The sequence below is a fragment of the Plantactinospora sp. B24E8 genome (genome assembly GCF_039871735.1).
Lineage (GTDB): Bacteria > Actinomycetota > Actinomycetes > Mycobacteriales > Micromonosporaceae > Plantactinospora.
This window is the reverse complement of the sequence record NZ_JBDPMH010000018.1, coordinates 16,312-35,466: the sequence shown is the minus strand read 5'-3', so window position 1 is coordinate 35,466 and position 19,155 is coordinate 16,312. Positions and strand designations below refer to the sequence as shown.

At 71.6% G+C, this 19,155-nt stretch carries 20 protein-coding genes; 12 read left to right on the top strand and 8 right to left on the bottom strand.

Features of this window, described 5'->3' with window-relative positions; genetic code table 11:
- Nucleotides 1-91 precede the first annotated feature (91 nt).
- From ABGB21_RS23535 to ABGB21_RS23505, 7 genes are all read left to right on the top strand, one after another.
- The gene (locus ABGB21_RS23535; protein WP_347679559.1) at nt 92-1,072 is read left to right on the top strand and encodes an NAD(P)-binding protein; all 981 of its coding nucleotides are present in this window, start codon (nt 92-94) and stop codon (nt 1,070-1,072) included.
- A gap of 3 nt (nt 1,073-1,075) precedes the next feature.
- Entirely contained in the window at nt 1,076-1,474 is a 399-nt protein-coding gene (locus ABGB21_RS23530) for a 6-carboxytetrahydropterin synthase (protein ID WP_347656073.1), read from the top strand.
- A gap of 44 nt (nt 1,475-1,518) precedes the next feature.
- Nucleotides 1,519-2,697 (top strand): glycosyltransferase family 4 protein, encoded by a 1,179-nt coding sequence (locus tag ABGB21_RS23525; protein ID WP_347679557.1) that lies wholly within the window; start codon nt 1,519-1,521, stop codon nt 2,695-2,697.
- 62 nt (nt 2,698-2,759) lie between these two features.
- Nucleotides 2,760-3,590 carry a class I SAM-dependent methyltransferase gene (locus ABGB21_RS23520; protein WP_347656077.1) on the top strand — a complete coding sequence of 277 codons (831 nt, stop codon included), beginning with the start codon at nt 2,760-2,762 and terminating at the stop codon, nt 3,588-3,590.
- A 25-nt stretch (nt 3,591-3,615) separates the two neighbouring features.
- The gene (locus ABGB21_RS23515; protein WP_347656078.1) at nt 3,616-4,788 is read left to right on the top strand and encodes a lysylphosphatidylglycerol synthase transmembrane domain-containing protein; all 1,173 of its coding nucleotides are present in this window, start codon (nt 3,616-3,618) and stop codon (nt 4,786-4,788) included.
- A gap of 12 nt (nt 4,789-4,800) precedes the next feature.
- Complete coding sequence (gene ribA / locus ABGB21_RS23510) at nt 4,801-5,454, top strand: GTP cyclohydrolase II (protein WP_347679555.1); 654 nt, start codon at nt 4,801-4,803, stop codon at nt 5,452-5,454.
- A gap of 13 nt (nt 5,455-5,467) precedes the next feature.
- Nucleotides 5,468-6,166: a dihydrofolate reductase family protein gene (locus ABGB21_RS23505; RefSeq protein WP_347679553.1), complete on the top strand. Its 699-nt coding sequence runs from the start codon at nt 5,468-5,470 to the stop codon at nt 6,164-6,166.
- A 180-nt stretch (nt 6,167-6,346) separates the two neighbouring features.
- On the opposite strand, the gene ABGB21_RS23500 is transcribed toward ABGB21_RS23505, so the two are convergent.
- The 4 genes from ABGB21_RS23500 to ABGB21_RS23485 form a co-directional block, all read right to left on the bottom strand.
- Nucleotides 6,347-7,177, bottom strand: coding sequence for an SDR family oxidoreductase (locus ABGB21_RS23500; RefSeq protein ID WP_347679551.1), 831 nt, complete (start codon nt 7,175-7,177; stop codon nt 6,347-6,349).
- Nucleotides 7,178-7,447: 270 nt separating this feature from the next.
- On the bottom strand, nt 7,448-8,167 hold the full coding sequence (locus ABGB21_RS23495) for a VOC family protein (RefSeq protein ID WP_347679549.1): 720 nt from the start codon (nt 8,165-8,167) through the stop codon (nt 7,448-7,450).
- A 437-nt stretch (nt 8,168-8,604) separates the two neighbouring features.
- Nucleotides 8,605-9,870, bottom strand: coding sequence for a nucleoside hydrolase (locus ABGB21_RS23490; RefSeq protein ID WP_347657059.1), 1,266 nt, complete (start codon nt 9,868-9,870; stop codon nt 8,605-8,607).
- A 52-nt stretch (nt 9,871-9,922) separates the two neighbouring features.
- The gene (locus tag ABGB21_RS23485; RefSeq protein ID WP_347679547.1) at nt 9,923-11,119 is read right to left on the bottom strand and encodes a hypothetical protein; all 1,197 of its coding nucleotides are present in this window, start codon (nt 11,117-11,119) and stop codon (nt 9,923-9,925) included.
- A 277-nt stretch (nt 11,120-11,396) separates the two neighbouring features.
- Between ABGB21_RS23485 and ABGB21_RS23480 the strand changes: the two genes are divergently transcribed.
- A complete protein-coding gene (locus ABGB21_RS23480; protein WP_347679545.1) occupies nt 11,397-14,399 on the top strand; it encodes a family 16 glycoside hydrolase in 3,003 nt (1,000 codons plus the stop codon).
- An 81-nt stretch (nt 14,400-14,480) separates the two neighbouring features.
- Here the strand turns inward: ABGB21_RS23480 and ABGB21_RS23475 are convergent, their stop codons facing one another.
- Nucleotides 14,481-14,711, bottom strand: coding sequence for a hypothetical protein (locus tag ABGB21_RS23475; RefSeq protein WP_347657063.1), 231 nt, complete (start codon nt 14,709-14,711; stop codon nt 14,481-14,483).
- Nucleotides 14,712-14,802: 91 nt separating this feature from the next.
- Here ABGB21_RS23475 and ABGB21_RS23470 point away from each other — a divergent pair, with 91 nt between their 5' ends.
- Complete coding sequence (locus ABGB21_RS23470) at nt 14,803-15,594, top strand: TetR/AcrR family transcriptional regulator C-terminal domain-containing protein (protein WP_347657064.1); 792 nt, start codon at nt 14,803-14,805, stop codon at nt 15,592-15,594.
- An 8-nt stretch (nt 15,595-15,602) separates the two neighbouring features.
- Here the strand turns inward: ABGB21_RS23470 and ABGB21_RS23465 are convergent, their stop codons facing one another.
- Nucleotides 15,603-16,109 (bottom strand): HAD domain-containing protein, encoded by a 507-nt coding sequence (locus ABGB21_RS23465; protein ID WP_347657065.1) that lies wholly within the window; start codon nt 16,107-16,109, stop codon nt 15,603-15,605.
- An 86-nt stretch (nt 16,110-16,195) separates the two neighbouring features.
- Nucleotides 16,196-16,717, bottom strand: coding sequence for a hypothetical protein (locus ABGB21_RS23460; RefSeq protein ID WP_347679544.1), 522 nt, complete (start codon nt 16,715-16,717; stop codon nt 16,196-16,198).
- Nucleotides 16,718-16,882: 165 nt separating this feature from the next.
- Between ABGB21_RS23460 and ABGB21_RS23455 the strand changes: the two genes are divergently transcribed.
- Nucleotides 16,883-17,434 carry a hypothetical protein gene (locus ABGB21_RS23455; RefSeq protein ID WP_347679542.1) on the top strand — a complete coding sequence of 184 codons (552 nt, stop codon included), beginning with the start codon at nt 16,883-16,885 and terminating at the stop codon, nt 17,432-17,434.
- Nucleotides 17,435-17,756: 322 nt separating this feature from the next.
- Here the strand turns inward: ABGB21_RS23455 and ABGB21_RS23450 are convergent, their stop codons facing one another.
- Nucleotides 17,757-17,891: a hypothetical protein gene (locus ABGB21_RS23450; RefSeq protein ID WP_347657068.1), complete on the bottom strand. Its 135-nt coding sequence runs from the start codon at nt 17,889-17,891 to the stop codon at nt 17,757-17,759.
- A 225-nt stretch (nt 17,892-18,116) separates the two neighbouring features.
- Between ABGB21_RS23450 and ABGB21_RS23445 the strand changes: the two genes are divergently transcribed.
- Both ABGB21_RS23445 and ABGB21_RS23440 read left to right on the top strand, forming a co-directional pair.
- Nucleotides 18,117-18,446, top strand: a complete 330-nt coding sequence (locus ABGB21_RS23445; RefSeq protein ID WP_347657069.1) for a metalloregulator ArsR/SmtB family transcription factor — start codon at nt 18,117-18,119, stop codon at nt 18,444-18,446.
- Complete coding sequence (locus tag ABGB21_RS23440) at nt 18,446-19,153, top strand: cation transporter (protein WP_347657124.1); 708 nt, start codon at nt 18,446-18,448, stop codon at nt 19,151-19,153. Before ABGB21_RS23445 ends, ABGB21_RS23440 begins: the two co-directional genes overlap by 1 nt.
- Nucleotides 19,154-19,155: the final 2 nt, after the last annotated feature.

Below are 19,155 nucleotides of genomic sequence, written 5' to 3'. Positions count from 1 at the left end.
GAACAGTTCGACGGGATTTCGGATGAGTCGAGGTGAGTTCGGGTGATGGATCCCGGAAGCGGGTTGACGTGGTGCGGATGAGGAGGAGCCGGTGAGCCGGCACGCCGACGCCTTCTGGCTCAGCGCCCCCGGCGAGGGCGAGATCCGGTCGACGACGCTGCCCGAGCCCGGCCCGGACGAGGTCCTGGTCCGCAGCCTCTTCTCCGGGATCAGTCGGGGCACCGAGACCCTGGTTTTCTCCGGCCGGGTGCCGCAGAGCCAGTACGCGGTGATGCGCGCCCCGTTCCAGGAGGGCGACTTCCCCGCCCCGGTCAAGTACGGCTACCTCAACGTCGGGGTGGTCGAGGCGGGTTCGGCGGAGCTGTGCGGGCGTACCGTCTTCTGTCTCCACCCGCACCAGACCGCGTACGTCGTCCCGGCCACCGCCGTCGTCCCGGTGCCGGACGGGGTGCCCCCGGCCCGGGCGGTGCTGGCCGGCACGGTGGAGACCGCGGTCAACGCGCTCTGGGACGCCCCGCCGCTGGTCGGCGACCGGATCACCGTGGTCGGCGCCGGCATGGTCGGCGCCTGCGTCGCGGCCCTGCTCGCCCGCTTCCCCGGCGTCCGGGTCGAACTCGTCGACACCGACCCCGGGCGGGCCGGGCTCGCCGCCGCGCTCGGCGTCGACTTCGCGCTTCCGGGCGACGCCGCAGGCGACCGTGACCTCGTGGTGCACGCCAGCGCCACCGCCGCCGGACTGCGACGGTCCCTGGAACTGCTCGCCGCCGAGGGCACCGTCCTCGAACTGAGTTGGTACGGCGACCGTGAGGTCACCCTGTCGCTCGGCGGCGCGTTCCACTCCGGGCGGCTGGCGATCCGGGCCAGCCAGGTCGGCACGGTGGCGCCGGCCCGCCGGTCCAGTCGCGGCTACGCCGACCGGCTCGCGCTCGCCCTGGACCTGCTCCGGGACCCCGCGTTCGACACCCTGCTCACCGGGCGTTCCCGGTTCGAGGAGCTGCCGGACGTCCTGCACCGACTCAGCTCGGGCGACCTGCCCGCGCTCTGCCACCTCATCGAGTACGACGGAGAGTGATTCGTGTTCAGCGTGACCGTCCGGGACCACATGATGGTCGCCCACAGCTTCCGGGGGGACGTCTTCGGGCCCGCCCAGCGTCTGCACGGGGCGACGTTCGTCGTCGACGCGACGTTCCGCCGGGCCGAGCTCGACGCCGACGGGATCGTGGTCGACATCGGACGGGCGGCGACCGAGCTGAAGGACGTACTCGGGGAGTTGAACTACCGCAACCTCGACGACGAGCCGGCGTTCGCCGGGACGAACACCACCACGGAGGTCCTCGCCCGGACGATCGCCGACCGGCTCGCCGAGCGGGCGCACGACGGACGGCTCGGCGCCGGCGCCGACGGGCTCGCCGGGATCACCGTCACCCTGCACGAGTCGCACATCGCCTGGGCGAGCTACGAGCGGCCACTGTGAACAGCCCGGCCCGGCCGGGTCCGCGGACCCGGCCGGAGACCGACATGGTTCCCGCCCGGCCGGAGACCGGCACGGATCCGACCCGGCCGGTCGTCGGTGCCGATTCCGCACCCGGCCGTACCCGGCCGACCGTCGGCACCGACGTCGTCCACGTCGTCCTGCCGAACGACATCGACGATCCGGCGACGCCCAGCGGCGGCAACGTCTACGACCGCCGGCTCTGCCAGGCGCTGACCAGGGCCGGCTGGGCGGTCCGGGAACATCCGGTCTCCGGCGGCTGGCCCCGACCCGGTGCCGACGAACGGGCCGGGCTCGCCGGTCTGCTCGACGGCCTGCCCGACGACGCGGTGGTGCTGCTCGACGGGCTGGTCGCCTCCACCGTGCCCGAGGCGCTGCTCCCGAGGGCACACCGGCTGCGCCTGGTGGTCCTGCTGCACATGCCGCTGGACGCCGAGGATCCGACGCTCGGCCGGGCCGAGCGGACCACCCTGGCCGGGGTCGCCGCCGTCGTCACGACCAGCGACTGGACCCGCCGCCACCTGCTAGACCGGTACGCGCTGCCGGCCGACCGGGTGCACGTGGCGACGCCCGGCGTGGACCCGGCACCGCTGACCGTCGGCACAGACACCGGGACGCGGCTGCTCTGCGTCGCGGCACTCACCCCGAACAAGGGGCACGACGTCCTGGTCAGCGCCCTGGCCTCGGTCGCCGACCTGTCGTGGAGCTGCCGCTGCGTCGGGTCGACCGGACGGGACCCGGCGTTCGTCGCCCGGCTGCGGCGGCAGGTCGACGCGGACAACCTCGCCGACCGGGTACACCTGCCCGGCCCGCTCACCGGGGCCGAACTCGCGGCCGCGTACGCCGGCACCGACCTGCTGGTGCTGGCGTCCCGGGGAGAGACGTACGGCATGGTGGTCACCGAGGCGTTGGCGCGGGGGATCCCGGTCCTGGTCACGGCGGCGGGCGGGCTGCCGGAGGCGGTCGGTCGGACCCCGGACGGCCGCCTGCCGGGCCTGCTGGTGCCACCGGACGACCCGACCGCGCTGGCCGCCGCGCTCCGCCACTGGCTCGGCGACGCCGGGCTGCGCCGGGCCCTGCGGCAGGCCGCCCGACAACGCCGGGACGCCCTCACCGACTGGACCGTGACCGCCGCCCGGGTCGCCGACGTGCTGACCCGGGTACGCGCGGCCGGCCCCGTCGGGCGGCCCCTGTCACCGGCCTGAGCCAGGGGTGTCCCGCCCCCGGACTTTCCCGGCTTCCGACGACACACGTAGCGAGGAGACAGATGAGCACCGAGACGCTGGGATTCGCCGCCTGGCTGGCCCTGCGCGAGCCCGCCGACGCGGCGGCCCGGTCGACGGACCTCGTCGAGCAGGTCCGTCGCCACCTGGGGGAGACCGGCCCGATCGTCGTCCACGACCTCGGCACCGGTACCGGCTCGATGGGACGCTGGCTCGCCCCCCGGCTGCCCGGTCCGCAGCACTGGGTCATGTACGACCGCGACCCCGACCTGCTGGCCCGGGCCCGGGCCGGAATGGCCGGCCGGGCCGCCGACGGCAGCCCGGTCAGCGTCCGGACCAGGGAGTGCGACATCACCCGGCTCACCGCCGACGACCTCGACGGCGCCTCGCTGATCACCGCCTCCGCGCTGCTCGACATGCTGACCGCCGACGAACTGGACCGGATCGTGGCGACCTGCGCCGACACCGGCTGCCCGACACTGTTCACGATCTCGGTGCTCGGCCGGGTCGAGTTCACCCCGGCCGACCCGCTCGACGGGGAGATCGCCGAGGCGTTCAACGCCCACCAGCGCCGGACGGTCGACGGCCGCCGCCTGCTCGGACCGGACGCCGTCGACGCCTGCGTCGAGGCGTTCCGCCGGCGGGGCGTACCGACCGTGGTCCGGTCCAGTCCGTGGCTGCTCGGCCCGGACCAGGCCGCGCTGGTCGGCGAGTGGTTCACCGGCTGGCTCGACGCGGCCGTCGAGCAGCGACCGGAACTGGCCGGGCGGGTCGACGCGTACGCCGACCGGCGCCGGGCCGAGGCGGCAGCCGGCGCACTGGAGGTGGTCCTCCACCATCAGGACATCCTCGCCGGTGGGGGAATGAACCTTTGACGGTCCGACCGCGTATAGCAGGTCGATGTTCACCACGGAGAGCACGCTCGCGCGGCGTCCCGGCAGCGTGTCCCCGGCGCCGACGCCGACGCCCGGGACACCCACCCGTCGGCCCGGCTCGACAACCCCGGACCGCCGGCCGGGCTCGGCCGGGCCGGGAATCCCCGACCGCCGTCCCGGCCGGGTCCTCCGGCCGGTCGGTCGTCGACGCGGCCACCGGCCCGTCCCGGCACCGGCTCCGGCCGGAAACCCGGCCACCCCGGCCGCGTCGACCCGACGCCGTTTCGGCTGGGCCTGGCTGCGACTGGTCGCCGCGGTGGGGATCCTCGGCTTCCTGGTCTGGCGACTCGGCGCCGGCCCGTTCCTCGACGGACTGCGCCTGATCGACGGCGCGGCGATCGCGGCGGCGCTCGGCATCGGTCTACTGACCACGGTATGCGGCGCCTGGCGGTGGAGTCTGGTCGCCGGCGGCCTCGGCGTACGGCTGCCGCTCGGCAGCGCCGTCGCGCACTGCTACCGGGCGCTCTTCCTGAATGCGACGCTGCCCACCGGGGTGCTGGGAGACGTGGATCGCGCGGTGCGACATGGACGGGACGCCGGCGACGTCGCCCGCGGCCTCCGGGCGGTGTTCTGGGAACGGCTCGCCGGGCAGGCCGTGATGGTCGTGATCGCGCTGGGGCTGCTGCTCGGACTCCCGTCACCGGTGCGGTCGTACCTGCCGGGCGCCGTCGTGGCGGTGACGGTTGTCGGGATCGGCGTCGCCGTCCTGCTCCGCGTACTGTCCCGGGACGGCGGGGCGCGGTGGACCCGGCCGCTGCGTACCGCCGTGGCCGACGTCCGCGACGGGGTGCTCGCCCGTCATACCTGGCTGGGGGTCCTGCTCGCCTCCACAGTGGTGGTGCTGGGTCACCTGGCGACCTTCCTCGTCGCGGCCCGTACCGCGGGCGCCACCGCACCGCTGTCCCAACTGGTGCCGCTGACCCTGCTGGCCCTGCTGGCCATGGCGGTACCGGCGAACATCGGCGGCTTCGGGCCACGGGAGGGGGTGGCGGCCTGGGCGTTCGCCGCCGCCGGCCTGACCGCCGCCCAGGGGGTCGCCACGGCGATGGTGTACGGGGCGCTGGTGCTGGTGTCCAGCCTCCCCGGTGCCGCCGTCCTGCTGGTCCGTCGACGCCGACGCGGTCCGGCACCGTCCTAACAAAGGAGAACAATGTACGCACCACTGCCCGCCGCCACCATCCGTACGCAGGTCACGGTCCCGCTCCGGTTCCCCGACGGGTACGCCACGACCGCCCGGGTCTTCTCCTTCGACGGGCTGGTGGATGGCCGGGAGCATCTCGCGTTCGGGCTCGGTGACTGGGTGGGGGCGCGGGACCGGGACGGTGTCGACGGCGTGGCGCCGCTGGTCCGCCCGCACAGCGAGTGCCTCACCGGCGACGTCTTCGGCAGCCAGCGGTGCGACTGTGGACCGCAGTTGCGGGAGGCGGTGGAGCGGATCGCCGACGCGGGCGGGTTCCTGCTCTACCTCCGCCAGGAGGGGCGGGGCATCGGCCTCTACCCGAAACTCGACGCGTACGCGTTGCAGGACGCCGGCCTGGACACCTACCAGGCGAACGTGGCGCTCGGCCACGGCGAGGACGAGCGCGACTACACGGTGGCCGCGCAGATGCTGGCCGTGTTGGGGGTGTCCCGGCTCGCCCTGCTCAGCAACAACCCGGAGAAGGCCGAACAGCTCGCCCGACTCGGCGTGACGGTGACCGAGTCCGTGCCGACCGGCCTGTTCGTCTCCCCGGCCAACGCCGGCTACCTGGCGGCGAAGGCGAGCCGGGCGGCCCGTACCGCCGACCGGCCGTTCGTGGCCTGAACGGGCCGGCGCCATGAGTGATCGGAGCGAGCGGCCGTACGTGTTGCTCAGTTGCGCGACCTCGATCGACGGTTACCTCGACGACGCCAGCGACCAGCGCCTGCTGCTCTCCAACGACGAGGACTTCGACCGGGTCGACGGGGTCCGGGCCGGCTGCGACGCGATCCTGGTCGGCGCGAACACCGTACGGCTGGACAATCCACGGCTGCTGGTGCGGTCCCGCCAGCGCCGGGACCGGCGGGTCGCCAGCGGGCTGCCGGCGTCGCCGACGAAGGTCACCGTGCTGGGGTGCGGAGAACTCGACCCGGACGCCCGCTTCTTCACCACCGGCGAGGTCGACAAAATCGTCTACTGTCCGTCCACCGCCGTGGAGAAGGCCCGGGAGTGCCTCGGTGACCTGGCCACGGTGGTGGACGGCGGCGAACCGGTGGAGCCCGGCTGGCTGCTGGCCGACCTCGCCACCCGGGGGGTACGCCGACTGCTGGTGGAGGGCGGGGCGACGATGCACACCCAGTTCCTCACCGCCGGCCTCGCCGACGAACTGCACCTGGTGATCGCCCCGTTCTTTGTCGGCGACTGCCGGGCACCACGGTTCGTCGGCGACGGCCGGTTCCCCTGGCACTCCGGGCGCCGGGCCCGGCTGGTGGAGACCCGGCAGATCGACGACGTCGTACTGCTGCGCTACGCCCTGTCCGACCGCTTCCGGAGGTGAGGAAAGCCCTTCCTGTCGATTTCTGGGCTCTTGTGACGTTGTCGTGGGTGGGTTGAGCATGTCGTAGCGGCGCACGCCGTTCTCCGGCCCACGGTTCCGGTTGTCACGACTGGAATCGGGCAGAACGGAGAACGGCGTACGGCGCGCCTGGTACCCATTTGACGACGATCTTGGCCTGGCCTACGCCACCAACTCCTCGCTGAGGGCCCACAGACGCGCGGCGGACCCGGGGTCACGGCCCAGGGAACTCGGCTCAATCTGCTTGCCGCGAAAGAAGTAGCCTCCGGTAACCTCGCCCGCCTCCGGGGCGCTGGCCAGGTAGACCGGGGTGGCCGCGCCGGTCTGGACGGTACCCATGAAAGGCTTGGCGGCGGCGACGAGCAGCTTCACGACGCCGCGGGCCTCACGGCCCAGCTGGGTACGGATGAGGCCCGGGTGCAGGCAGTTGGCGACCACGCCGGTGCCGGCCAGGCGCTTGGCCAACTCGACTGTGAACAAAATGTTCGCCAGTTTCGACAGCGGGTAGCTCGGCTCGCCGCGGGCCAGTTCGTTCCACGGGATCCGCTTGGCCGACCTGTGCACGTTGGACGAGACCGTGATCACGCGGGCCGGTGCGCTGGCCATCAGCCGTTCCCGCAGCAGGCTGGTCAGCAGGAATGGCGCCAGATGGTTGACGGCGAACATGGTCTCGTAGCCGTCGACCGTGATCTGCCGCTTCAGCGTGATCACACCAGCGTTGTTGTCGAGCACGTCGAGCCGGTGGTATTTCTCCAGCACCTCGGCGGCCAGCCGGCGCACTTCGGCCATGCTCGACATGTCGGCCGTCAGAAGCTCCACCTCGGCACCGGGTGCCCGATGCCGGATTTCCTTGACGGCCGCTCGCCCACGCTCGGCGTCGCGCCCGACGACGACCACGGTGGCCCCCAACTCGGCCAGCCGGGCCGCCGTCTCCCGGCCAATCCCGCTGGTCCCGCCGGTCACCAGGCACACCTTGCCGACCATCGTGGTCATCGCCCCTCCGGGAAGTATCTGCCGCGGCGCCGTCTTCGCCACGGCGACGCCCCGGGTACCAGGTGTGGCGCCACGCCGCCAGCTGACCTGCCCTCCCGGTCCGCCCCCTTCTCCTGGCCATCCTCGATGCTGCCGTCAACCGCCGCAACGTCCAGATCGCTGCCGTTACACCGACCCACACACCACCATGTGCCACGACCGAAGCGGTAACAACCTGGACCGCCGCGAGTGCGCTGTCATGCCCAGTTGAGGGAGCGTTCGTATGGTGAGTCACCGCAGTGCTGCTGCGAGTTCGGTGGCGTTGTCGAACGCGGGTGCCGCCCTTTCGGATTCGTCTTCGGTGAGCGTGACGGACCGGGCGCGGGCCAGCATCTCGGCCGCGGTCTCTGGGTCGTGTAGCACCATCGCGAGTTCGGCGCGGTAGACCAGGACCTCTACCTGCTCGACCGGGTCGTCGTCGGCTTGCGGGCGGGCCAACGCGCTGTCGAGGATCCGAACGGCCTGTCCGACGCTTCCCCTGGAGTCGGCCTGTACGACAGCATTCGCCAGGGCCTTGGCCAGCCGCCCAGCAGGCGTGGTGGCCGGCACGGGCGCGGTGGCAGGGTCCCGAAAGACGCGGATCCAGTTGCCGCCCGGGTCGATGACGCTGAACCCGCCCAACCCGTCGGCGTTCTTCCGCGCCCTCGGCCGGGTCATCCGCGGTGTTCCGGACACCAGTACCTTGCCGTACGCGGCGCGCATGCCGGCTGCGAATGCCCGGTGTAGTCCCTCGATGTCCGCGGTGATGACGAGACAGGAGCCGTAGGACTGCTCCGGGTCGAATCCGGCGATCTCGAAGAACTGCAGATGCAGGTCTTCCCGCTGCACCCCCACACACGGGTTGGGCTTGCGCTGCTTGTACGTGGTGCGGAAACCGAGAACCCCGTAGAAGGTTTCGATGTCGTCAATGGATGCGCACGGCAGCAGGGGAACGGTCCGCTCGTTGGTCATGCCTCCTTCCTAAGCGTCGCAGGGTGTCCGTCGCACATGGAAATAGCCGATCGTCGCCTTCGGGCATCCGATCGGCTGATGACCCAGAACGCACGACGTACCCGTCACAGGTGCGCGGGTCGGCGCGACCGTCCTGTGCGCAGCGGCCCGACACGATCCGGGCCAGGCGGTGTGCGGCAGATCGGGGCGCCGTCGGTGAGGGGTGCCAGGAAGCGAGGTCGTCAGGCGGACCCAGGACGAGCGCCGTCATGTCCGACAGCCGTTGGGAGTGGCTCCTCTCGTAGCCGGCCAACTGCGGTACCACTCGGGCGAGGTCCTGCTCACGTGCGGCAAGAACCTCCCACCACCAGTCATCGAGATCGCCGCCGTTGAGCAGCCAGGTACTGATGCAGCCCGCGGCATCGGCATCGAGCGCGTCCGGGTCGTGTGCGTGAGGGCTACTCCGCGAGGTAGCCGGTGGCCGGGTCGACCTCGGCGAGAAAGCCGCGGATGGCCTCCTCCATCTCGGCCCGGCCCATCCGCGGCTCGACGGGTCCGCCGAGGGTGAAGCCGTACTCGTGTGGTCCGGTGAGCCACTCGAAGTCGTACGTGCCCGGCTCGTCGGCGCGTACCCGGACCCGGAAGTCGTGCCCGTCGACGGTGAGCAGGACCGGCTCGCCCCGGTGGGCGGGGCGCAGGTGCTCGGGCGCCCGGCCCGCTTCCGGCCCGCCCATCGCCGCGCCGTCCGGCCCGCCCGCACCCTCGCCGAACGGTCGGAACGCGCCCGGTGTCGGGTAGCGCGACGGCATCGACCGGCCGGACCGCGTCGACGGGTACGCGTCGACAACCGCGAAGTAGTGGTCGAGGACGGCATTCGGTCGTACGTCGACCGCGACCTGGTGCCGGCCCTGCCCGGTGCCGTCCGCGTCCGGCTGCCACACCGTGACCCCGGAGTCCGGACCGGGCTCCCGGACGACCGTCACCTCGCCGGCGGCGAAGGTACACAGTGACGGCGCGACGATGGTCATGGCGGCCAGCGGGTCGTGGAAGGTGACGGCCCGCCGTTCGGTGAACCAGGAGCCGGCCAGGTCGGCGACGGCCGCCAGCAGCGGATGGGCGCCGCACCGGGCCAGGAACGTGTCGGCGTCCATCCGTACCCGGGTGGTGACGTCGAGACCGACGCAGCGGTGCACCGGGACCGGGGTGGCGTACACCCGGGCGGCGGCCTCGGGGTCGCAGCGGACGTTCCACTCCGGGCCGGGCACGGTGTGGAAGGCGCCGCCCATCGTGACCAGGGCGCGCAGCAGCGACGGAAGCTCCGGGTCGGCCGCGAAGAGCAGGGCCACGTTGGTCAGCGGGCCGACGGCCAGCAGCGTCACCTCGCCCGGATGGGCCCGGACGGTCCGGCGCAGGAACTCCACCGCGTCCCCGGTGGGGAACGAGGTCTCGTGGTCCCAGCGGGCGAGCGCGGCGGCCTGCGGCGGCGGTCCCTGCAGCGGTGGACCGACCAGCGGCCGGTGCGCGCCGGGCAGGATCGGTACGTCCCGTCCGGCGGCCCGGCAGAGCACGCTGGCCAGCGCGGCCCGGGCGGTCGGGTCGGCGCTGACCGTGGTGATGCCGAGCAGGTCGCAGCGCGGTTGCGCCAGCAGGTAGGCGAGGCAGACCGCGTCGTCGATGTTGTTGCCGATGTCGGTGTCCAGCAGGACGAGGTGCCGGTTCTGCACGACTTGCTCCACGGTCGGTCGGGGCCGCGTCGGTCGGTTGGGCCGGCGGGTGCTAGCCGAGCGTCGAGCCGGTCACGGTCGGGTTCCGGGCGCCGAGGAAGAAGATGCCGGGAAAGCCCCGCGTCTCGAAGCCGTCGCTGGGATTGCGGCGCAGCGTCGATCCGTTGATCGTCATCGTACCGGTCCGGTCGTTGCTGACGAAGAAGATCGCACCGCCGCCCTCGTTGGCGTGGTTGTTCTCGACGACACTGCCGGCGATCGTCACGGTGAACCGGTTGCCGTCGGTGTAGATCGCACCGCCGCTGCCGCCGCCCGGGGTGCCGCCCCGGGCCGGGTTGGCGCCCCGCCCGACCGCCTTGTTGTGGCTCAGCACGCTGTTGAGCACCACCCAGGAGACGCCGATGCTGCTCAGCGCGCCACCGTTGGCGCACGTGCCGCCCTGCCCTGACGCGCCGCCGAAGGTGCTGTTCACGACGTACACCGGTAGGCCCTTGGACTGGCTCAGCACCCGGATGGCGGCGCCGCCGAGGTCGGGGCCGGTCTGGTCGCAGCGGTTGCGGACGAACCGCGAGTTGACCACCTTGAACCGCCCGCCCCGGACGAAGATCGCCCCGCCGCCACCGCCCTCGACCCGGTCGCCGGTGGAGTTGCCGTCCGCGAAGACCAGATTCTGTACGGTGAGCCGCGGGTGGTCCTGGTCCTGGCAGTGTGAGGTGGTCCAGCCCTGCGCCTGGTCGCAGGTGTTCATGTAGAGGATCCGGCGCTTGCCGCCGCCGCTGAGCGTGACCTTGCCGCCGCCGTCGAGCACGATCCGGGGACCGGTCGAGTTCCGGATCTTCGCGGTGGCCTTCATGGTGATGGTGACCGGGGCGGGACCGCAGGAAAAGGTGATCACCCCACCCTTGGCGACCGCCGAGACCACCGCCGCCGAGGTGCAGCTGGCCGGCGTACCGTTTCCGATCACCCGGTCCGGCTTGCGGGTGTCCTCCGCGCGGGCCTCGGCCGGCACCTCGGCCCGACCCTTCGGGTTGCCCGGCCGGGGCAGCGATGCGGCCGATTTGGTCGGCGACGATGTCGCGGTGGGGGAGGGCCGGACCGAGGCGGAGGCGGTCGGAGTCGGGGCGATGTCCGCACCCGGCGCCCATGCCGGCCCTGCCGCCGGCTCCTCCGACGACGAGCCACAACCCGCCAGTACGACGGCGGCCAGCACTCCGGCGACGGCCGTCGCGGCCGTGATCCTGATACGCATCGGCAGATGGTACGGCCGCCCGGCCAACGCGAGGTCCGGCCGTCGGACCGCCCGACCACCGTCCTGGTTTGTCGGGCCCGCGCCGTCCTGACCGGACGGATGTCCGGTCGGCCCCGATGCCAACTTTTGTCAGTTTAATCAGAACTTCTGTTGGATCGATGGAAAGTGTTAAAGTCGGCGATCGATCTTGGGTGTTACGAGGTCGTAGCAACCGGGGCAGGGAGGAGCCCGCCACCACGCCTCCCTGCCCCGGGATCCGCGCTCACCAGGAGGAACCGTGACCGCACCGAACCGACGGCGCCCGCGCCGTCGTGGCGTGCTCGCGGCCGGGGGTGCCGCTCTGGCGACACTGCTCGCCGGAGTCGCCGTCACCCCCGCCGCGTCCGCGTCCGCCGCCGACATCCCGCCGCAGGAACCCGGTGTCACCCTGCGCTCGTACGACATGGGCACCCCGCTCTCGGCACTGTGCACCCTCAAACCCGCACAGACACCGAACATCGACAAGCTCATGCCGCAGATCAACTGGACCGGCACCGACGAGTTCGGCCTCGCCGACCGGTTCATCAGCCACGTCACCGGCAACCTCACCGTGCCGGTGGACGGGACGTACACGTTCCGGCTCACCAGTGACGACGGGTCGCGGCTGACCATCGGCGGCCAGCGGGTCGTCGACCACGACGGCCTGCACGGCGAGACCGCCATGGAGGGAACGGCCACCCTGACCGCCGGCCTGCACCCGCTGTTCGTCGAGTTCTTCGACAACGGCGGCGGCCAGGTGCTGCGACTCGAGTGGCGGACACCCGGCGCCGACAACTTCGCACTCGTACCGACCTCCGCGCTGAGCACCGACGCCGGCGTCGTCCGCGTCACCGCGCCCGGCTGGAAATACTGTGAGGGCGCCAGCGACTCGGCCGGTGACGGTCTGCCGCTGGACCGGGTGCACCCGGGCTACACCCTCACCGATCTTCGCCCGGACGGGTTCGAGCCGCAGGTCACCGGCATGGCGTTCCTCCCCGACGGCGACCTGGTGATGTCGACCTGGGGCGGCACCGACAACGCGACCGGTGAGATCTACGTGGTCGAGGGCGTCACCGGCCGGACCGGTCCGGAACGGGTGACCCACCGGAGGTTCGCCGACGGGCTGCGGGAACCGCAGGGCGTCGCGGTGGTCGACGGCACCGTGTACGTCAGCCAGAAGCACGAGCTGACGGCGCTGCGCGACACCGACCGGGACGGGGTCGCGGACACCCGCCGCACGGTCGCCACCTGGCCGTGGGGCGGCAACTTCCACGAGTTCGCCTTCGGGCTGCTCTACCGGGACGGCCACTTCCACCTGAACCTCTCGGTCGCGATTAACTACGGCGGTGCCACCACGGTGCCGCAGCCGGCGCCGAACCGTGGCACCTCGATCAAGGTGAACGCCAGAACCGGGAAGATCATGTACCTGGCCGGCGGGCTGCGTACCCCCAACGGGATCGGGTGGGGTCCGAAGGGCGAGGTCTTCGTCACCGACAACCAGGGGGGCTGGCTGCCCGCATCCAAGCTCGTCGAGATCAGGAAGGACGCCTTCTACCACCACTACACCACCCCGGCGGGCCCGTTCGACGACAACCCGGTGACCCGACCGGTCGCCTGGCTGCCGCAGAACGAGATCGCCAACTCCCCGTCCACCCCGGTACTGCTGAGGAAGGGGCCGTACCAGGGGCAACTCGTCATCGGTGACGTGACGTACGGCGGCCTTCAGCGGGTGTACCTGGACAAGGTCGAGGGTCAGTACCAGGGCGCGGTGTTCCGGCACAGCCAGGGCCTGGAGGTCGGCGTCAACGAGGTGACCCTCGGCCCGGACGGCGCACTCTACGTGGGCGGCCTGGGCGCCGGCGGCAACTGGGGCCAGGAGGGCAAGCTGACGTACGGCCTGCAGAAGCTGACGCCGAACGGCACCTCGGTCTTCGAGGTGAAGCGGATGCGGGCGTCCCGGGTCGGGTTCGACCTGGAGTACACCGAACCGCTGTCGGCCGAAACCGCGCAGGAACTCGCCGACGCGTACCAGGTGACGCAGTGGCGCTACGGTGCGACCAGCCAGTACGGCGGCCCCAAGCTCGACCTGGAGACGCTCGACGTCACCCGGGCCGAGCTGTCCCGGGACCGGCGTACTGTCCGGCTCACCATCCCGGGCCTGAAGGAGGACCGGGTGGTACACCTGCGGTCGCCTCGCCCGTTCAGTTCCGCCGACGGCGAGGAGCTGTGGAACACTGAGGCCTGGTACACGCTCAACCAGATTCCGGGTCACGTGACGCAGCCGCAGACGTTCCACGAGGCCGAGGAGGGCCGCACGGCCGGCGTCGGCATGGCGACCGACCACGCCGCATACTCCGGTTCCGGGTTCGCCGCCGGGTTCGCCGAGGACGGCTCGTCGACCAGGATCGCCGTCGAGGTCGGCAAGAGCGGCCAGTACGACCTGGCGATGCGCTACAGCAACGGCCCGAACCCGTACTCCGGCGAGAAGCAGCTCAGTCTGTACGTCAACGGTGAGCGGGTGGAGCAGACAGTCTTCCCCTCCACCGTCACCTGGGAGGAGTGGGGCACCATCAGCACGACGGTGCGGCTGGTCAAGGGCCGGAACCTGGTCGAGTACCGTAAGGAGGCCGCCGACTCCGGCCACGTCAACCTCGACGTGCTCGCCGTCCGGCCGCGGGGTGAACGCATCACCCTCTTCGACGGGAGTGGACTCACCGAGTGGCAGCACACCGACGGACGTGAACCCGAGTGGACGATCGCCGACGGTGCGATGACGGTACGCAACGGGGACCTGCGTACCGTTCAGGCGTTCGGTGACTTCCGGCTGCACGTCGAGTTCAACCTGCCGCTGTATCCGCCGGAGGTGACCGGGCAGGCGCGCGCCAACAGCGGCGTGTACCTCCAGGACCGCTACGAGATCCAGGTGCTGGACTCGTACGGCATCGACCCGCCGCAGACCAACGACGCCGCCGCCATCTACACCCAGAAGGCCCCGGACGTGAACGCGGCCCGGCCGCCGCAGACCTGGCAGACGTACGACATCGTCTACCGGCAGGCCCGCTACGACGCGGCCGGCACCAAGGTCGAGAACCCACGGGTCACCGTGGTGTGGAACGGCGTCACCGTGCACGACGACGTCGAGATCCTCGGCCCCACCGGCGGCAGCCGCCCGGAGGGCCCGGCCGCGGGCGCCATCCGACTGCAGGACCACGGCAACCCGGTGCAGTACCGCAACATCTGGATCGAGCCGCTCGACCGGTAGTTCACCGACCGTCCGGGACAGGGGCGGCCGGGCCGGTTCGCCGGCCCGGCCGCCCGCGCCGGTTCCGGCGGCTCTCCCGGGTCAGGGGCTGCTGTCCGGGTAGACCTCCACGTCGTAGAGCAACTGCACGTGGCGTCGGCCGTTCGTGACGCCCACGAACACCGGATCGCCCGCAGGGGTGCGGCCCTGGCGCCACACCTGCTCGCGGGCGGCCTCCCGGGACTCGTCGTGGACCTTGCCCGCTCGGTGCATTTGCCACACGCGTCGGGCGGTGATTCGGTCGCTGTCGAGGTGGACTCGTATCAGGGGCATGCGGCTCCTCCGCCTGTTCGCCTGCCGGAGCGGTCCAGGCGAACTAACTTACCATCGTTAAGTCAATTGAACGGCGTGCTAGGTTGACTGGGTGATCGCCGCAGAGCCGGACCCCTCGGGGAACGCCACAGACGAGCAGGAGAGCCACGGCAGCACGGTGTCGGTGTGGCTCCGAACCGATCGGACACGTGCCCGACGGGCGCCGCAGCTGACCCTCGGTCGCATCGTCGACGCGGCGGTGGCCGTACTCGACGAACACGGCACGGTGGGCCTGACGATGCGCCGCCTCGCCCAGTTGCTCGACGTCACGTCCACCGCGCTGTACTGGCACGTGAGAACGAAGGACGATCTCCTCGACCTCGCCCTGGACGAGGTCTTCGGCGCCGTGCCCGTACCGGAACCGAGCGAGGACTGGCGGGAGGATCTCCGCGCCCTCGTCCGAGGGTGGCGGGCGGCCATGCTGAGGCATCCGTGGGCACCGGAGCTGATCGGACGCCCGATGCTCGGGCCGAATGTGCTCGCCCGTACCGAGTTCCTGCAGTCGGCGCTCGTACGCGGCGGCTACTCAGGGCGCCAACTCGCGGTGGCAACCCGCACCCTGGCCAACTACGTGATCGGCGCCGCGCTGACGGAGGCCACCTGGCGCCGGACCGCGAACCCCCGGTTGCGGGCTGCGGCCCGCAACCACATCACCGCGAGCGCCGACACCTACCCGACCCTCAACGCCTCCGGCCATATGGACGAGACCCGATGGAGCGACGACCTGCTGTTCGACGAGGGCCTCGACAGCATCCTGACGGCACCCGGACCGGTAGCCGGTGAGCCCGCCGGTGCTGGTGTCGATGACGAACCGGGACAGCTGGATACCGACGACCCGAACTGACGATACGGTCAACCCGGTTCGTCCCAGTCCAGTCGCTCGATCCATCGACGTACTGCGGCAAGATCGCTGTCAGTCAGTCCCTGATGCGGGTCGACGCGGTGCAGCAGCGCCGGCCCTCCGTGGTGTGCGGCCACCCATCGTCGGTCGGCGTCGGAGATCTCGTCGTCGAGCCAGACGAACGGACGTCGTGCCGCCCAGCGGCTCAGGGGTTCGGTCTTCCAGTGCACGCCGCGTGGTGGGTTCCCGTCGGTGTCGGGCCACTCGACGACCGGCAGCACAGGGAGACCGAGCCGGGGTGCGACGACCTCGTTCGCCTCGGCCATCCAGGTACTCGCCCAGACCAGTTCGCCCGACAGGGCGAGCAGACGACGACCGTCGTTGTGGTCGAGACGATCCGCCAGCGGGTTCCCGGAACGGTCGGGAATGTCTGCCGCACCGCTGTTCAACCGTTGATCGGTGCCGCCGGGACGGGCGCGGAACGGAATGAGTACGCCGTCGACGTCGACAAAGACCAACGGCCGACGGCCACCGCCACGCCTGGCCGATCCGTTCCGCTGAGCGTGACCGTGGGCCGATGCGGCCGGAGTCTGCCGGTCCACCGTCACCCGTTCTCCTCCGGGTCGAGCCCGGCGATGGCGGCCAGGTCCTCGGCGGAGATCCCCAGGACTTCCGGTACGTACGCGAGCACCGCCCGATGCGGAACGATGCCCCCGGCACGGAGTCCTCTGATCGTGGACTCCGACCGGAAGCTTCCCCTGGCCATGTCCCGGACAGAGATTCCGCGCAGGTCTATCAGCCGGCTGAAGACCACTCCGAAGGGGTGCGGCTCCGGTTTGCCGGGAGCGGCGACGCTGGGGCCGACGACCATGTCGCCGAGCTTCGCCTGGAATCTGATCAGCCGATCGCCGTCGAACCGGACCTGGGCCGAGAACGGCAGGACATCGTCGCTGCCGCAGCTCGCCGTTCCCGGCACCGAGACCTCGACAACTCCCTGCTCGCGATCGTTCCACGGAGTCTCGTGTGGGTGGGCGGGCTCCACCCGGTCGATCCGCCAGGCCTGGTTCCACCACGGCAGTTCAGCAAGCAGGTCGGTGAAGAAGGGCGGTAGAACCGCGAGGTCCACGGGGGCCGGCCTGACAGAGTGGACAACTCCGGGCCAGTACCGCAACGCCTCGACCACGGCAGGAGTCAAGGTACGCCCGGCGAAGGTCATCAGCAGAGCGTAGCGCCGGCTGTTTAGGGTCACGGTCGATGAGAGACCGGGTACGCAACGCCCTTCGTCGCCACGATGGTCGTGCTGATGTGCTGCGGCGGTCTACTGATACTGGCCGCAGTCAAGATCGCGGCCCAGCACTACCCGCTGGTCGCGATGGTCGTCGTCGGGACCGGCTACGCCGCTCGGCGAGTGGTTCACACAATCCGTGCCCGGCGCACGGCGCGTCGGCTCGGGATCGAGGGCTGGCGACCCGCCCCGATCGACCAACCGTGGCCGTGGCTGCCGTTGAGCGAGCGACCCGACCAGATCCGGGTGCATCGGGCCTGGGCCCGGACCGTCGACCGGCTTCCGCTCACCGTCGGCGAGATCACCTGGAACGGGAACGCGCTCCACGGCTCGGTCCCGGACTGGCAGGGTCGGGGCGTGTTCGTCGTGGTCCAACTGCCCGTACCGGTCGAACCGATGGCGCTGCGTCGACCGCACCGGATGATCGGCACCGCCCGCCGGCTCGACGCCCCCGGAGTTGCACGCCGCGTACGAGGCCAACCAGATTCCACCATGGACGGCCGACCGCGACCTCCTCTTCACTTTCCACGTGACACCCGGATGGATGCGGCCCGGTGAGGTCCACGAAGCGGTGCGGCGTACGATGCTCGTGGTGCGGCTGCTGGACCTGGACCCGGTGCGCCCCGGCCGCGGCAGCCCGGTCCACGGGGACGTGACGTGACCGGGCGTTGTCCGGAGTGTGGGGCGGGGACGGCTCGTGAGGTCACCGAGACGTTCGACGGGGACAGGCTCGGCTGGGCGGTCTCGACGCGCTGCGGCGGCTGTGGCGGTGTCACCGAGCGGTGTGGCCGGGATGAGATGCCCGACGACGTGCGCAGAATCCTCGTCGCCCAGGTCGGCCTGGTCCGGTTGCGGGTCGACCCCGTTGCCGCCCGTCCGATCAGAGTGCGGCTCCTCGGCGTGTTCCGCCGCAGGGGGCCACGATCGCCGAGGCGAGCAGCACCTTCGCCGCGCTGACCAGCGGTGGCATCCTCGGGACGCCCGCCGAGACGAGGTTGCTCGCCGAGCGGCTCACCGCCGTGGGTGCGATCGTCTCGCTGGACCCCCAGCCGGGCCACCGGTCGGTAGGCGGGACACCGGGTACCCCGGGGCCCACCGCTCGAGTCGGACCGCTCGCCCCGGACGGACGAGGCTGAGGAAGCCCAGGCACCCACCAATCTCCTCGTCCTGCACTGACAATCCGCGTCCCCTGTCACGGTACAGAATTCACTGAATACAGCAGTTGCTGTACAGTCCGTGTGTGGAGACGTTGACGCACGGGCAGGTGTTGGCGCGCTTCGGCCATGCCCTGTCCGATCCGGTGCGGGCCCGGCTTCTGCTCGCACTGCGCGAGGGGCCGGGGTATCCGGCGGAGCTGGCTGAACTGCTGGGCACCAGCCGGCAGAACCTCTCCAACCATCTGGCCTGCCTGCGCGGCTGTGGGTTGGTCGTCGCCGTGCCGGAGGGGCGGCGAACCCGCTACGAGCTGGCTGACGCGCGGCTGGCGCACGCCCTGGGGGACCTGCTCGGACTGGTGTTAGCGGTGGATCCGGCGGCGTGTCCGGCCACGTCCGACCAGGGCTGCTGCTGATGGCCACCCCGATCCGGTTGGAGCCGGTCGGCCCGGCGGCGGCCCGGCGGGCTCTGCTCACCCGGCGGGTGCGGCTGCTGGTCGCCGCGACCATCGTCTACAACGTCGTCGAGGCGGCGGTGGCGATCACCGCGGGGTCTGTCGCGTCGTCGACGGCGCTGATCGGCTTCGGGCTGGACTCGGTCGTCGAGGTCGCCTCCGCGACCGCGGTGGCGTGGCAGTTCTCCGCCGCCGACCACGAACGCCGCGAACGCACCACACTGCGGATCATCGCGGTGTCGTTCTTCGCCCTCGCGGCGTACGTGACGGTCGAGTCGGTGCGTGCGCTGTCCGGCGCCGACCGGGCCGAGCACTCCACCGTCGGCCTCATCCTGGCCGCGCTGTCCCTGGTCGTGATGCCGGTGCTGTCGGCCGTGCAGCGCCGTACCGGTCGTGAACTCGGCTCGGCCTCGGCGGTGGCCGACTCGAAGCAGACCCTGCTGTGCACCTACCTGTCCGCGGTACTGCTGGCCGGGCTGGTGGTCAACTCGCTCTTCGGCTGGTGGTGGGCCGACCCGGTCGCCGCCCTCGTCATCGCCGCCGTGGCGGTCAAGGAAGGTCGCGAGGCGTGGCGCGGGGACGTCTGCTGCGCGCCGGTCAACCCCGGGTCCACGCCCACCACGACGGTGGACGGCTGCGGCGACGACGGCTGCACCGGCAGGAAGTGAGT

Excerpts from the sequence above, each read along its gene's own strand:
- ABGB21_RS23525 (WP_347679557.1), top strand. The coding sequence starts at position 1,519 with ATGGTTCCCGCCCGGCCGGAGACCGGCACGGATCCGACCCGGCCGGTC.
- ABGB21_RS23520 (WP_347656077.1), top strand. The coding sequence starts at position 2,760 with ATGAGCACCGAGACGCTGGGATTCGCCGCCTGGCTGGCCCTGCGCGAG.
- ABGB21_RS23515 (WP_347656078.1), top strand. The coding sequence starts at position 3,616 with ATGTTCACCACGGAGAGCACGCTCGCGCGGCGTCCCGGCAGCGTGTCC.
- ribA (WP_347679555.1), top strand. The coding sequence starts at position 4,801 with ATGTACGCACCACTGCCCGCCGCCACCATCCGTACGCAGGTCACGGTC.
- ABGB21_RS23505 (WP_347679553.1), top strand. The coding sequence starts at position 5,468 with ATGAGTGATCGGAGCGAGCGGCCGTACGTGTTGCTCAGTTGCGCGACC.
- ABGB21_RS23500 (WP_347679551.1), bottom strand. The coding sequence starts at position 7,177 with ATGACCACGATGGTCGGCAAGGTGTGCCTGGTGACCGGCGGGACCAGC.
- ABGB21_RS23495 (WP_347679549.1), bottom strand. The coding sequence starts at position 8,167 with ATGACCAACGAGCGGACCGTTCCCCTGCTGCCGTGCGCATCCATTGAC.
- ABGB21_RS23485 (WP_347679547.1), bottom strand. The coding sequence starts at position 11,119 with ATGCGTATCAGGATCACGGCCGCGACGGCCGTCGCCGGAGTGCTGGCC.
- ABGB21_RS23475 (WP_347657063.1), bottom strand. The coding sequence starts at position 14,711 with ATGCCCCTGATACGAGTCCACCTCGACAGCGACCGAATCACCGCCCGA.
- ABGB21_RS23455 (WP_347679542.1), top strand. The coding sequence starts at position 16,883 with ATGGTCGTGCTGATGTGCTGCGGCGGTCTACTGATACTGGCCGCAGTC.
- ABGB21_RS23440 (WP_347657124.1), top strand. The coding sequence starts at position 18,446 with ATGGCCACCCCGATCCGGTTGGAGCCGGTCGGCCCGGCGGCGGCCCGG.